Source organism: Archangium gephyra, assembly GCF_042230915.1.
GTDB lineage: Bacteria > Myxococcota > Myxococcia > Myxococcales > Myxococcaceae > Archangium > Archangium gephyra_B.
In genome coordinates this window covers 10634551-10648007 of record NZ_CP102578.1, presented here as the reverse complement: position 1 = coordinate 10648007, position 13457 = coordinate 10634551, and the positions used below count along the sequence as shown (strand labels likewise).

General features: G+C 71.2%; 13 protein-coding genes. 4 read left to right on the top strand and 9 right to left on the bottom strand.

Translation table 11 applies throughout. The features are described 5' to 3' along the window. Nucleotides 1-123: 123 nt before the first annotated feature. From NR798_RS41865 to NR798_RS41850, 4 genes are all read right to left on the bottom strand, one after another. Nucleotides 124-822 (bottom strand): carbonic anhydrase, encoded by a 699-nt coding sequence (locus NR798_RS41865; RefSeq protein ID WP_375768194.1) that lies wholly within the window; start codon nt 820-822, stop codon nt 124-126. Between the two features lie 2 nt (nt 823-824). Then, nucleotides 825-2366 carry a SulP family inorganic anion transporter gene (locus NR798_RS41860; RefSeq protein WP_375768193.1) on the bottom strand — a complete coding sequence of 514 codons (1542 nt, stop codon included), beginning with the start codon at nt 2364-2366 and terminating at the stop codon, nt 825-827. Between the two features lie 202 nt (nt 2367-2568). After that, complete coding sequence (locus tag NR798_RS41855) at nt 2569-3912, bottom strand: sigma-54-dependent transcriptional regulator (protein WP_375768192.1); 1344 nt, start codon at nt 3910-3912, stop codon at nt 2569-2571. 38 nt (nt 3913-3950) lie between these two features. Further along, the gene (locus tag NR798_RS41850) at nt 3951-5621 is read right to left on the bottom strand and encodes an ATP-binding protein (protein ID WP_375768191.1); all 1671 of its coding nucleotides are present in this window, start codon (nt 5619-5621) and stop codon (nt 3951-3953) included. 89 nt (nt 5622-5710) lie between these two features. Between NR798_RS41850 and NR798_RS41845 the strand changes: the two genes are divergently transcribed. Beyond that, nucleotides 5711-6391, top strand: a complete 681-nt coding sequence (locus tag NR798_RS41845) for a DUF4336 domain-containing protein (RefSeq protein ID WP_375768190.1) — start codon at nt 5711-5713, stop codon at nt 6389-6391. Between the two features lie 102 nt (nt 6392-6493). Then, nucleotides 6494-7411: an endonuclease/exonuclease/phosphatase family protein gene (locus tag NR798_RS41840; protein WP_375768189.1), complete on the top strand. Its 918-nt coding sequence runs from the start codon at nt 6494-6496 to the stop codon at nt 7409-7411. A 22-nt stretch (nt 7412-7433) separates the two neighbouring features. Here the strand turns inward: NR798_RS41840 and NR798_RS41835 are convergent, their stop codons facing one another. Further along, nucleotides 7434-7811 carry a hypothetical protein gene (locus tag NR798_RS41835; RefSeq protein WP_375768188.1) on the bottom strand — a complete coding sequence of 126 codons (378 nt, stop codon included), beginning with the start codon at nt 7809-7811 and terminating at the stop codon, nt 7434-7436. Between the two features lie 59 nt (nt 7812-7870). Next, entirely contained in the window at nt 7871-8362 is a 492-nt protein-coding gene (locus NR798_RS41830; RefSeq protein WP_375768187.1) for a MarR family winged helix-turn-helix transcriptional regulator, read from the bottom strand. Between the two features lie 278 nt (nt 8363-8640). On the opposite strand from NR798_RS41830, the gene NR798_RS41825 reads away from it, so the two are divergent. Together NR798_RS41825 and NR798_RS41820 are read left to right on the top strand one after the other, a co-directional pair. Beyond that, complete coding sequence (locus tag NR798_RS41825; RefSeq protein ID WP_375768186.1) at nt 8641-9132, top strand: hemerythrin domain-containing protein; 492 nt, start codon at nt 8641-8643, stop codon at nt 9130-9132. A 109-nt stretch (nt 9133-9241) separates the two neighbouring features. Next, on the top strand, nt 9242-10495 hold the full coding sequence (locus NR798_RS41820; protein ID WP_375768185.1) for a DNA glycosylase AlkZ-like family protein: 1254 nt from the start codon (nt 9242-9244) through the stop codon (nt 10493-10495). Here NR798_RS41820 and NR798_RS41815 read toward each other — a convergent pair. The 3 genes from NR798_RS41815 to NR798_RS41805 all read right to left on the bottom strand — a co-directional run bounded on the left by NR798_RS41815 (nt 10482) and on the right by NR798_RS41805 (nt 13337). Then, nucleotides 10482-11129 (bottom strand): CHAP domain-containing protein, encoded by a 648-nt coding sequence (locus NR798_RS41815; protein ID WP_375768184.1) that lies wholly within the window; start codon nt 11127-11129, stop codon nt 10482-10484. The genes NR798_RS41820 and NR798_RS41815 overlap by 14 nt on opposite strands. A gap of 142 nt (nt 11130-11271) precedes the next feature. Beyond that, nucleotides 11272-11742 (bottom strand): NUDIX hydrolase, encoded by a 471-nt coding sequence (locus NR798_RS41810; RefSeq protein ID WP_375768183.1) that lies wholly within the window; start codon nt 11740-11742, stop codon nt 11272-11274. Then, nucleotides 11739-13337, bottom strand: coding sequence for a DUF2380 domain-containing protein (locus tag NR798_RS41805; protein ID WP_375768182.1), 1599 nt, complete (start codon nt 13335-13337; stop codon nt 11739-11741). The genes NR798_RS41810 and NR798_RS41805 overlap by 4 nt, the downstream gene beginning before the upstream one ends. Nucleotides 13338-13457 lie beyond the last annotated feature (120 nt).

Here is a 13457-nt window from a genome sequence, read left to right as displayed (position 1 = left end):
GGCGGCTTTTCCAAGGACTCTTCGCCGCGCGAAAAGGCCGAAGCCGGACGGCCGAGGGGGGGCGGCACGTCCGGCTTCGTTCTCTCCGCTCACTTCACTTGCTGCACTCCGGGCCCGGCCCGCTCAGGCGGCCGAGCTGGACGTCTGGGCGCTGCTGTCCTCCAGCTCCTTGAGCATCCGCTCGCCCTCCAGCTCATCGATGGGGGTGAAGCGCTCGAGGTCCGGGCGGTAGGCGTGCACCCGCGCCTGGCCGATGTCGAACCACCAGCCGTGCAGCCGCAGCGTGCCGGCCGCCAGACGATCGCGCACCAGGGGGTAGGTCTTCAGGTTCTCGAGCTGTTGCAGCACGCTGTACTGGCTGAGCCGGTCATACGGGGCCAGCCCCTCGCCCAGCTTGCCACCGCGCTCGAAGGCGGCCAGGGCGGGGCGGCCCACGTCCAGCCAGCTGCTGAGGTTGGGCGTCTTCTGGTCGTTGTACCCCGACAGCACCGCCTTCATGGCGCCGCAGCCCGAGTGCCCGCACACCACGATGTCCTTCACCGGCAGCGTCAGCAGGGAGAACTCCAGGGCCGCCGCCTCGGACCGGTCGCTCAGGGACAGGCCCGCGGAGTCCGAGGGCGGCACCAGGTTGCCCACGTTGCGCATGACGAAGAGGTCACCCGGGTTGGTGGACGCGAAGAGGTTGGGCACCACGCGGCTGTCAGCGCAGGCGATGAAGAGACAGTCGGGAGCCTGGCCATGCGCCAGCCGCGCGAAGGTGGAGCGGTAGGCGGGAAGGCTGTGACGCTGGAAATCGAGGAGACCCTGAACGAGCTTCTTCATGATTAGGCACCTTCCGAGGAAAGAGTCGTGGCAGCGGAAACGGGAACAGCGGACTTGTTGGCGGCGGTGGAGCCCTTGCGCGTCCACACCTCCTCGAGCGGCTCCATCCACACCTTGCCGCCCGTCTTGCGGTGGTTCTGACACCAGCTCTCCAGGGCCTCGTAGCCGGAGTGGTCCAGCGTCTCCACCGCGAGGTCCAACTCCACCTGGGCGCCGGTGGGCACGGCGGCGAGCGCGGAGGACAGCCGGGGCACGCCCACGAAGGTGAGGGCGCCGCCCACGCGCACCTGGTGGATGGTGCCTTCCTGCTTCACGTGCACCTGCACGCGGCCCAGCCGCCACAGCAGCCGCGCCACCGCCACCGCGAAGCCCAGCGCGATGCCGGCCAGCAGGTTGATGCCCACCACGCCGGCCACCGTCACCACGTACACGGACAGCTCGCCGCGCTTGCGCAGCTCCTGGATGTGGTGCGGGTTGACCAGCTTGGCGCCCACGTGGACGAGCAGACCGGCCAGCACGGTGAGGGGCACCAGGCCCAGGTGCGAGCCCAGCAGGGAGACGAAGAGCAGCATCCACACGCCGTGGAGGATGGCGGACACGCGCGTCTTGGCGCCCGCGGAGATGTTGGCCGCGCTGCGCACGATGACGCCGGTGATGGGCAGGCCACCCATCAGGCCCGAGAGGGTGTTGGCCAGGCCCTGCGCGAGCAGCTCCTTGTCCAGGTTGGCGCGCGGGCCGGTGTGCAGCTTGTCGGTGGCCACCGCGCTCAGCAGCGACTCGGCGCTCGCCACCAGGGCCAGCGAGAGCACCGCGGCCGCGAAGGCACCCCAGTTGGAGGGCAGCGCGGGCAGCTGGAGGCTCTCGAAGAGGCTGCCGCTCAGCTCCACCCGCTTCACGTCCGCGCCCCACACCGCCGCCGCCAGCGAGGCACCCACCACCGCCACCAGCGGCCCGGGCACCTTCTTGAGGCGGCTGTTGGGCATCACCTGCCACAGCACCAGGAGGCCGATGGTGACGAGCCCCAGAATCGTCGCGGGGCCGTGCAGGTCGGCCACCTGTCCCGGCAGCTCGCGCAGGTTGGCCCAGGCGTTGGACTGCGGCGCGCCGCCCAGCACGATGTGCAGCTGGCCCAGCACGATGAGGATGCCGATGCCCGCCAGCATGCCGTGGATGACGGCGGGGGAGATGCCCAGCGCGGCGCGCGCCACCTTCATGCCGCCGAGCGCCATCTGGATGAGCCCCGCGGCGGCCACCGCGGCGCACGTGGCGGCGAAGCCCAGCTCCTGGATGAAGCCGAACACCATCACCGCCAGGCCCGCGGCCGGGCCGCTCACCAGCAGCGGCACACCGCCGAACATGCCCACCACCAGGCCGCCCACCACCCCGGCGATGAGGCCGGACATGATGGGGGCGCCCGAGGCCAGGGCGATGCCCATGCACAGCGGCAGGGCCACCAGGAAGACCACCAGGGAGGCGGGCAAGTCACTGGCCAGCACCGCGCGGAGCGAGCCGACTTCACCGGCCTTCTGCTCGTTGGACTTCATTTCTCTCAGCCTCCACACAGGACAGGAAGGCGCCTTGCCTCCTCTCGGAGACCGGCGCGTGTCCGGCCTACATGGGCAAGCTTCGTGCCACGCGTGTGGAGTGGGCTTCCCTCTGAAGCGGGGCGAGGGAGGCCCGGGGGGACTTCAAAAATTTTGAAGTCAGCCGACGGCGATGAAAGGACTTTGAAGAAAGAAACTTGAATCAGTCCTCGCCGAGCCGGCGCAGGAAGGTGGGGTAGGAGATGCCGAGCGCCCGGGCGGCATCCATCCGGCGCCCCTCCAGGCGCTCGAGGACATGGCGCACATACCGGCGCTCCACCTCTTCCAGGGCGAGCGGGGGGCCAGCCACGACGAAGGCGTTGGGGTCGGCGGGCAGGGCGGGGCCTCCTCGGCCGGGAGCGAGCGCCTCCAGCTCCAGGGCGGGGCCGCTCTCGAGCACCAGGGCGCGCTCGAGCACGTTGCGCAGCTCGCGCACGTTGCCGGGGAAGGGGTAGCGCTCGAGCCGCTCGCGCGCGGCGGCGGAGAAGCCCACGGGGCGGCGGCCCAGCTCCGCGCACAGCTCGGCCACCAGCGACTCGGCCAGCGGCAGCACGTCCTCGCGCCGCTCGCGCAGCGGGGGGATGTCCACCTTGAAGACGCTCAGGCGGAAGTAGAGGTCCTCGCGGAAGCGGCCGGCGGCCACCTCGTCGGTGAGGTTGCGGTTGGTGGCGGCCACCACGCGCGCGGTGCTGCTCAGCTCGGTGCTGCCGCCCAGCCGCCGGAAGGCGCCCTTGTCCAGGAAGGTGAGCAGCTTGGCCTGCAGGGCCAGGGGCAGCTCGCCCACCTCGTCGAGGAAGAGCAGGCCCCCGTTGGCCACCTCCACCAGGCCGCGCCGGGCGGTGCGCGCGTCGGTGAAGGCGCCGCGCTCGTGGCCGAACAGCTCGCTCTCCACCATGGTGTCCGGCAGGGCGGCGCAGTTGACGTGGACGAAGGGCCCCTGCTCCCCGCGCAGCGCGTGCAGGTGGCGGGCGATGACCTCCTTGCCCACGCCCGTCTCCCCCAGCAGCAGCACGGGGCTGCGGGGCGAGGTGGCGATGCGCTCGAGCATCTGCAACGTGTGGCGCATGGCGGGCGAGCGCGGCACCAGCATGCGGTGGCGGCCTTCCAGGGCGCTCTCGGCCCGGCGCAGCCGCTCCTGCAACCGCACGTCCTCGGCGGCCCGGCGCGCGCGCAGCACCAGGTCATCCAGCTCCACCGGCTTGGCCAGGTAGTCGCGCGCGCCCGCCTGGATGGCCTGCACCGCGCTGGCGATGTCCCCGTGGGCCGTCACCATCAGCACCACGGCACCGGGTACCTGGCTGCGCAGCTCGGGCAGGAAGGCCAGGCCGTCTCCGTCCGGCAGCCGACGGTCGAGGATGACGAGGTCCGGCGATTCACGGGCGAGGGCCGCGCGCGTCTCGTGCAGCGAGCGCGCCATGCGGACGCGGAAGCCCTCCTGGGTGAGCACGGAGGCGGCGAGCGAGGAGAAGGTGCGGTCGTCATCCACCAGGAGCAGGGAGGTACTCATCGGGAGGTCCTCATAGGGCGGTCCTCATAGAGCGGTCCTCATGGAGTCCTCTCCAGGGGCAGGCGCAGGGTGAAGCGGCTTCCCTCGGGCAGCCGGGTATAGGAGAGGTGGCCCCCGTGCGTCTCCACGGCGGTGCGGGCCATGGGCAGGCCCAGGCCCACGCCCTTGGCGCGCGCGGTGGCGAAGGGCTCCCACAGGCGCGGCTCCAGCTCCGGGTCCACCCCGCCCGCGTTGTCCTCCACCCGCAGGACGGCCTCGCTGTCCTCGCGCGCGAGGCTCACCCGCACCCAGGGCGAGGGGCGCAGGCCCGTGTCGCGCGCCACCGCGCCCGCCTCCACCGCGTTGCGCACCAGGTTGTCGATGGCGGACACCAGCAGCGCCGGGTCCGCCTGCACGGTGAGGCCCTCCTCCAACGCCACCTGCAGGGGCACGTCCTCGGCCTCCGGCACCAGGCGCACCGACTGCAGGGCCTCCTCCACCAGCAGGTGCAGCTCGCAGGGGCGGCGCAGGGCGGCGGCCCGTGGGGCGCCGAAGGACAGCAGCGAGCGCGCCAGGTGCCCCAGCCGCTGCACCTGGGCGCGCAGGGCGGGCAGGGCCACCTCGCCCGCGCTGGCGGCGGGTCTCAGCAGGGACAGGGCCGCCTGGATGCCGTTGAGGGCGTTCTTCACCTCGTGGGCGATGAGCTGGCTGGCGGCGCCCAGCGCGGCCATCGTCTCCTGGTGCCGCAGCCGCTCCTCGCCCGCCAGCAGCGAGCGGTACGAGCGCCGCAGCAGGAAGGTGAAGAGCAGCAGGGTGCTGCCCAGCAGGGCCACGTGGAAGAGGAGCTGTCCGAGGAAGCGGCGCTGCAGCCGCGCGATGTCCCGCTCCTCGTCCTCCAGCACGGCCAGCAGCAGCCCGCTGACGCCTGGGACCTGGACCGGAGCCGCCGCGCCCAGCATGCGCTTGCCGTCCAGCACGAGGGGACGAGGGGACTCGGCCAGGGTGCGCAGGCGCGCGGCGTGCTCCGCGCTCCACGCGAAGCCCTTCAGGGGGACGGGCAGCAGCAGATGGCCCTCCTCATCCAGCAACAGCGACACGTCCGCGCCCCCCGCGTGGACGCCCGGAAGCGGCCGCGCCCCCGCGCGCAGCTCGCCCACCAGCAGGCCCGTCACCTTCTTTCCGTGCAGGATGGGCACCGCCACCACCAGCGGCCCGTCCGTCCCCTCCAGCAGATCGATGTCCGAGACGCCCTCGGCCAGCACTTGGCGGAACCAGGGGCGGGCCGTCAGCGGCGAGGCCCCGAGCGACATCTGCGGCGGATCGCTCCACACGCGGCGCCCCGAGGGGGTGAGCAGGGCCACGCCCTCGGAGAAGAGGGGCGAGTGGTGGAAGGCATTGTCCAGCATGGCCTCCTCCAGGCCGGAGGGGCCGTCCTCGGGGATGAGCTGGGGGTGCTCGGCCAGCCGGCGCAGCTCCGCCTCCAGCAGCCCCAGGTGCACGCCCAGCGCCTCGGCCTGCACCTGGGCCTGGCTGGAGAGGTTGCCGAGCATCTCCTCGCGGGCGTTCTGCAGATCCTCCCGGTAGCCGAGCAGGGGGCTGGCCAGCGCCACCACGCCGAGCAGCGCCAGCCCCACCGTGGCGGAGCGTCCGGCCCGCTGCTGGGTGCGCGCGAGCTCTCCGAGGGCAGAGGACAGGGAGGGTCCTGGCAGGGGCGGCGGTCGCGGCGGCATGGGGCGCATCATGCCGTCAAACACCCGGGGCGATGCCTTCTTTCCGTGGGTTGGATTCTGATGTACCGGTCGGAAAAAGGAGCCACCCCATGCTGCGCCCGCTGTCCGATGACCTCTTCGTTCTGGATGTGCCCTTCAGCATTGGACCCATGGCGCTGGGCGGGCGGATGACGGTGATCCGCCTGCCGGACGGTGGCCTGTGGCTGCACTCGCCCGTGAAGCCGAGCGCGGAGGCGCGGAGCGCCGTGGATGCACTGGGGCCGGTGCGCTTCCTCGTGGCGCCCAACACCATGCATCACCTGTCGCTCGGGGACTGGGCGGCCGCGTACCCTGCCGCGAAGGTGCTCGCGCCCGCGGGGCTGCGCAAGAAGCGGCCGGATCTGCGCATCGACGTGGAGCTGTCGGACGTGATGGACGTGGGCCAGTCGCCGGCCATCGAGCTGCTGCTGGCGCACGGCCTCCCCCAGCTGGAGGAGTTCGTCTTCTTCCACCGCCCCAGCCGCACGCTGCTGCTCACCGACCTGGCCTTCAACATCCACGAGTCGCCCTCGTGGCTGACGCGCACGTACCTGAAGCTCAACGGGGTGTACGGGAAGCTGGGCGCCACCTGGGTGGTGAAGTCCATGACGAAGGACAAGGCCGCGCTGCGGGCCTGGAAGGAGCGCGTGCTCGGGTGGGACTTCGAGCGCGTGGTGCCCTGCCACGGCCAGGTGCTCGAGCACGGTGGCAAGGAGGCGCTGCGCGAGGCCTTCGCGTGGGTGGAGGGATGACGCTCGCCAGAGGAGGACCACGGCTGCCCGGCCGCCCTCCGGCCTGACTCGGAAGGGTGGGAAGACGGTGGCGCGGATTGCTGACATCATCGCTCCCCTTCAATGCGAATCGACCGACTCCTTGCCGGCCTGTTCCTTGCGAGCTCTCTCGCGTGTGCCTCCTCCCCGTCCCTCCGCGCTGACGCGGCGCCGGTGACGCTCTCGGCCCCCGGGGCCCTGGCGGTCCCTGTGTCCACGGTGCAGGGCGAGGGCGAGCTGCGGGTGATGACCTTCAACATCCAGTCGGCCATTCACGGGCTCGACAAGGTGGCCGAGGTCATCCGCTCCGCCTCGCCCGACATCGTCGCGCTCCAGGAGGTGGACGTCGGCTCGCGCCGCGCCAACGGGTTGGATCAGCCCGCCGAACTGGCCCGCCGCACCGGCCTGCGCTACTTCGCCCACTTCCGCACCACCACCCTCTACGGTGGCGACTACGGCGTGGCGCTCCTCTCGCGCTACCCCCTCGAGTCCGTGGAGCAGCACCCGCTGCCCGTGGAGACGGGCACCGAGCCGCGCACCGTGGCGCGCGTGGCCATGAAGGTGCACGGGCAGGACGTGAGCGTCTACGTCACCCACCTCACCCGGCGGCCCTTCAACGGGGGCATCCGCGTGCGCCAGAGCGCGGCCATCATGAAGCTGATGGACGCGGACCCGCGCCCCAAGCTGCTCATGGGCGACATGAACGACACGCCCGAGTCGGGCTCGCTGCGGCTCTTCAAGCGCGAGCTGTCCGACGTGTTCGCCCTGCGCGGCGAGGGGAGCGCGGACACCTACCCGCTGCCCGTCATCCCCAACCTGCGCATCGACTACGTGCTGGCGAGCAACGGCTTCATGCCCAGGCACAGCAAGGTGCTGCGCGTGAAGGCGTCCGACCACTATCCGGTGGTGGCGGACCTCACGCTGCTCGAGCCCATGAAGGCGCCCTCCGCCGAGGTGGTGGAGCGCGAGCGGCAGATGCCCCCCGCGGGCAGCCCGCAGTAGCCACCAGCGAGGGCGGCCCGGCTCACTCGAGCTGCAGGCCGCAATCGCTGCACGCGCCCCGCACCAGGGGCGCGGCCGTGCCACACGCGGGGCAGGGCAGCTCGCCCTCCTCGGGCACCTCCTGCATGGCCTGTCCCTCGGGGACGAGCCCCTCGCGCTGGAGGCTGTCCCTCCACCTCTGCTGGAGCAGGCCCGCGACGCGGGGCGCGTCCTCGGGGCGCACCAGCACCTGGAACTTCGGCGAGCACGAGGGCTTGCTGCACGCCTCGCGGTGGACGAGCGCGGGCACGCCCTCGGCCAGGCACGCCTCCACCAGCCTCCGGGCGTCCGCCAGGGACGCCTCCACGCACGGCACCACTTCCGCTTCCGCCAGGGCCTTCTCTGCGTCGTGAGGAGTCATCGACCGCAGTGAAGCGCAGCCGGGTGCACGCGTCCACGGTCTCGGCGTGCGGAGCGCGCTTACCCGCGGGGCCGGGCCTTCGGCATGTCCGGCATGGCCGAGGCGATGAGCTTCTCCAGGATGCGGAAGAGGGCGCGGCGGTCGGTGGCGTCCAGGTGCTCCAGCATCCGCCCCAGGCCCTGGAGGACGGTGCGGTCGAGCTTGCGGTGCAGCCGCGAGCCGGACGCCGTCAGCCGGCAGCGGATGACGCGGCGATCCTCGGGGCTGCGCTCGCGCTGCACGTGGCCCTCGCGCTCGAGCCGGTCCACCACGCCGGTGACTGTCTTCTCGGTGATGCCCAGCCGCCGGGCCAGCTCGCCCATGGTGAGCGCCCCGTCCTGTCCCAACCACACCAGGGCGTGGATTTGCGGCGCGGTGAGCTCCTCCATCCGCTCGCAACTGCTGGCGAGCGGGTCCCGGAGCGAGTGCAGTCGGCCCAACGAGAAGAGCAGCCGGCGCAACCGGTCGACGTCCGTGGTGGCCTCTTCCGCCGTGGCGCTGTTCCGTGACACCGAGCTTCCTCGTCCCGGTCCGGGTCGTTCGATGGCGGACCCGCCCTGCCGCGCCAGAAATGTTGGCTCCCCGCGCGGGGATGGAAAGCCGTCCCCGGGCGTCAAGGGACGCGGCCCGGGCCCGGCGCGCCGGAGGGCGAGCGTGCATGCGGGGAGCACTTGAAACGTCGGAGGGAGGGACGAGACGTGGCGGGCTCCTTCCAGTTGGCACCATCGGATGGCGTGCCGAAGTTAGGCCGGTCAAGAGATCTCACGTGGTTCACACGACTGGAGACACCATGGACGCCATCGCACTGTTGAAGCAGCAGCACCGCGAGGTCGAGGAGCTGTTCGAGAAGTTCGAGAAGGCCGGTGAGGGCAAGGACGAGGTGCGGATGGACCTGTTCGCGCGCATCGCCGACAACCTCGCGGCGCACGCGACCATCGAGGAGAAGCTCTTCTATCCGAGCGTCTACGTGGGCCCCACGGCGGACAAGCTCCAGGAGGCCGTGGAGGAGCACCTGGCGGTGAAGCGGGTGATCGCGGACCTGCTCGACATGGACCCCTCCGACACGCAGTTCAAGGCCAAGATGAGTGTGCTCCAGGAGCTGGTGGACCACCACGTGGAGGAGGAGGAGAAGCAGCTCTTCAAGGACGTGAAGAAGCTGATGGGCAAGGAGGAGCTGGCCATCATCGGTGAGCAGATGGAGGCCATGTTCAACGAGCTCATCCAGACCGAGCCGCGCATGCAGGTGCCCCGCGAGACGGACGAGGCCGCGCCGCTGGCGTAGTCTCCCTGGCCGGACCGGACGCGCCCCCTGGAGCTCCTCCCGAGGACTCCACGGGGCGTGCGTCGTCAGGACGGGGCCGCTCGCATAGAGTGCGCGCCGGAGGACGACCATGGCCCGGAGTACCATTACCCCCGCACTCACGCTCACCCTCGAGCGCGTTCGCGCGCACTGGCACCGCAAGCAGGGACTCGCCGAGCCCCTCCAGGCGTCCGTCGAGGAGGTGGTGGCGTCCACCGGCTGGCTGCGGACGCTCGGGGGCGTGGACGCGTACCTGGCGGCGAGGGCCCGCGTTCCCGGGCTGAAGCGCCAGCAGCTCGACGAGGCCGTGGAGCAGTCCCGGCTGCAGGTGGTTCCCGCCGTGCGCGGCTGCATCTACGTGGTGCCTCGCCCGGAGGTGCCGCTCGTGCTGCGCCTCGCCGAGGAGCAGCACGGCAAGCGTGCGGAGCGCGAGTACGAGAAGGCGGGCATCGCCCTCACAGAGCTGGCGGACGTGGGTGAGGCCGTGCTGAAGGCCCTGCGCAAGGGGCCGCTGTCCACGGACGCGCTGCGCAAGGCGCTCCCCGAGGGCACCGTGCGGAGCCTGGGCGACAAGGGCAAGAAGGTGGGCATCTCCTCGACGCTGCCTCCGGCCCTGCGCCACCTCGAGTTCGAGGGCAAGGTGGAGCGCTCGCTGGAAGGCGGGCGGCTGGACACCGAGCGCTACCTCTGGCGGCTCCCGGCGAAGAATCCCCTCAGCGGCGCGAAGGTACCCGCGGTGGCCGTGGAGCGGCATGCGCGCATCGCCGCCACCTTCTTCCGCCAGGCGGGGCCCGCCACTCTCGAGAGCTTCACCACCTGGGCGGCGCTCTCCCAGCGCGAGGCCCGCGCGGCCATGGAGACGCTGCCGCTCGTCCCGGTGGCCGTGGAGGGGCTCGCGGTCGAGTGCTGGGTGATGGAGGACGAGCTCGCCGTGTTGCGCGAGAAGGTGCCCATCTCCTCGTCGCTCTCCCTGCTCGCGTTCGAGGACTGCTACCTCGCCTTCCACGGCGGCCCCGCGCTCTTCACCGACCCGAAGCACCACGCGCGGCAGGTCCCCGTGTGGGGCAAGATGAAGGGCGGCACGCTGGGTGACGCGCGCTACCTCTTCATGCGCCCGTTGCTGGACGGGGACAGGCTGGTGGGCTTCTGGGAGTACGACATGGACGCGGGGGCCGTGGTGTTCGGCACCTTCGACGCGTTGGCGCCCAAGCGCCGCAAGGCCATCGAGGCCCTCGCCGGGGACATCGCCGCCTTCCTGCGCGACGACGTGGGCCACGCGCACAGCTTCTCGCTGGACAGCGACGACTCGGTGCGCGATCGCGCGGCGCTCGTCAAGGCGATGTGAACCAGCGCTGGTCCACGGTGGCGAAGCCCGCGAGCAGCTCCCCCGCCAGACGTGGGGCCACCCGCTTCTCGGGGCGGCGCAGGTAGTCGTTGAGCACGCGGCCCTTCGCGTCCCGGCGCAGGGCGGGCTGGTGCAGGTGCAGCTTCGCGCGCTTCACGCCTCCGCCCGCGCGGTGCACGAAGGTCACCGTGCCGTCGCTGTCCACGCGCTCGACCACGCCGATGTGCGTGAGCCCGTCATTGCGCCGCCCGTCGCGGTTGCGGTCATACGTCTCGCGGAAGAAGACGAGGTCCCCCGCGCGAGGGGTGTCGTGGAGCGAGCCGAGGCTCCTGGCCTTGCGGTAGATGGCGGCCACGCCGTTCTCGCCGGGGAGGGTGCGCTCGGGCAGCAGGCTCAGGCCCCGCTTGCGGTAGGCGAGGTTGGCCAGGCCGGAGCAGTCATCGTTCACCGAGTGGCTCACCCTCCTGAGCGAGGGAAGCCCCACCCAGAGGGAGGCGCGGAGCGCGGCGCGGCGCGCGAGCGTGCCGGAGACGTTCCGGGTGCGCTGGCTCGAGGAGGCGCGGCGAGCGGCCTCGGCTTCGGGTCCCCAGAGCATGACACCCATCAAGGCACACAGCAGGAAGGCACGGTGCATGCCCGAAGCCCTTCAGCAACCGGCGTGCCCCCGGCGTTTTGCGTGTGTGCTGTCCACCGGGTGACGGCCCTGGACCGTTGCTGTGTCCCGTACGGGGAAGATTCTTGCCCAACCTGATGGCGTCAGCGGGCGCTTCCCGGGTTCATGCTTCTTCGTCGGGCAGGAGCGTGAGGAGCAGCTCGTCGTCGGGGCCGAGCGGACGCCAGCCGGGTGATGGAGGAGAAGCACGAAGCGCCGCCTTGGCTTGCTCGACACTGTGCTCATGAGTTTCCGGCGTGTAGGTCCCCCAACGGGCGAGCGCCACAGCAACCTTGAAACGGCTTGCATCATCCATCACGGTCGGCCAACCGTCAGGTAGGTTTTCGGACAGTTCGCGCACGAGTTGCCCGCGCACCAGACGTGTGACCTTGTGGCTTCGCTCAGCCTCGGCCACCAGCCCACTGAACACCTGCACTGCCGCGATGTCATCGGGACCAAGCTCATCCGCCAGTTCCAATAGTGAGGCGGTGGGGCGCGCCTCGGCGAAGGCGGTGAGCGAATCATAACCGCGCTGGCGCACCCTCTCATATAGGCGCGCTTTCACGTTGCCCTCCCAAGCACCCCCATTGCTCATGGTCCTCTCCACCGGACAAATCCCATCGGGATTCTGTACTCCTTCATGTACCTCGCGACGATGTCCAGGGCCTCGTTCCGCGTCAACATCCGGCCGGCTTCAACCTCGGCGTCGCGCAGCACCTTCATGATCATCCGGTTCCATTCGCCGGGCCATGTGCGCCCCAGCTTCCAGTTCCCACCGCCGTGGATGGCCTGGTGGTGTGCCTGCTCCAGCTTCACGCAGAACTTGTCGATATCCATTTCGCCGGTGAAGCCGCGCTTCTCGAACCACTCACGGAACTCTTCCGGCATGACGTGGTGCCGCGGTGGCTCGGCCATGCCCGCCCCCGCCTTGCCCGTCACGCGCATGCCCCGTACCTCGGGCCCGTCGCCCAGCGCCTCGCGCACGCCCCGCGGCAGCTCGCCGTGCGCCATCATCACCTGCCCGGCCTGAATCCGCACTGCGGCGCTCACGGCCGGTAGTGACAGGACGCCCGCGCGCACCAGCCGTTGCATCATCTCCACCCACTCGGCGGAGACGACAATGCGCGTGCCCATCATCACGCCGTTGGAACCCACCATGAAACCCACGCCGAGCGTGACGGGAGTGGCCGCGCGCAGCGCGGGCAGCGTGAACTTCAGCGCCGACATCATCGTGAGTGCCTCCACGGAATCCTTGAGCACCAGCATCTTCTGGAGGTTCTCAGCCCCCCTGCGCACGGCCGCATGCAGGGCCTCGAACTCGCGGGTGAGGTGGCCCACCAGGGCGGGCATGTCCTGCGCCGCGGCCTCCACCTGCTCCGGCTCCAGCGAGGAGAGCGCCGTCATGGCCGGCTCGAGCATCTTCTGCCAGCCGTCCATCCTCATGAACAGCGTCTCCACGCCGTAGAGGCGCCGGGAGAGCGTGGCGTCGGTGAGGCGGAGGAAGTCACACCAGACGGCCAGCAGGAGCGAGCCCATCATGGCGGCCTCCAGCCGTGGGCCAGCCAGGCGCAGCAGGGCCAGCTGCATGTCCGGGTCCTCCACCTGTGCGGCGGCGGTGGCCAGCCGGGTGGCGGCGGCCAGCTCGGCGTCCATCCACCGCAGCTGACGTTCCCCATAGTCGACGTAGGAGACGAAGATGCCGTTGCCTACGCCGGCAATGCCCGCGTCGCTGGCCTTGAGGCGGGACAGCTCGCTGGAGATGTGGCGAGAGGAGGCGGAGACCTCCTCCACGGCCCGGACGAACGCCACCTGGGTCGCGAAGGCGCTGTGCTCCGCCGGCTCCCCTGCGCCGCCTGGGCCCGCCGCCGTCACGGCCTCGCGCGAGCCCCGGCGGCGGTGCAGCCGCTGCGGCCCCTCGGGCTCGGACTCCTCGCCCGGGTCTTCAGCCCAGGCCGGCGCGTCGGCCTCGCCCCGCGTGTAGCGCAGGCCCGTCCCCCGGCCGGGCTGTGGTGTCAGTGATGCGCAGCCCGTGCACAGCAAGCTCAGGGCGAGCAGTCCCGTCCACCGGCTCCACGGACGCGAAGGGCCCTGGGCGCCTGGCCGGGTGCCCTGGCCCGCCTGTCCCAGGGCGGAGGGCTTGGGGGGGTCCTCCTGGGAGCGCAGCAGCAGGACGGACAATGCGGAAGTCATCGGCGCCTCCAGCGGATGAATCCGCTTGTAGCGGGTGCTCCTGACGAACCCGGGCATCCCTGGCAGGGCGGGACAGGAGCACCTCTCCAGGTAACGCCCCGCGCCAGATGCTCGCTCCGC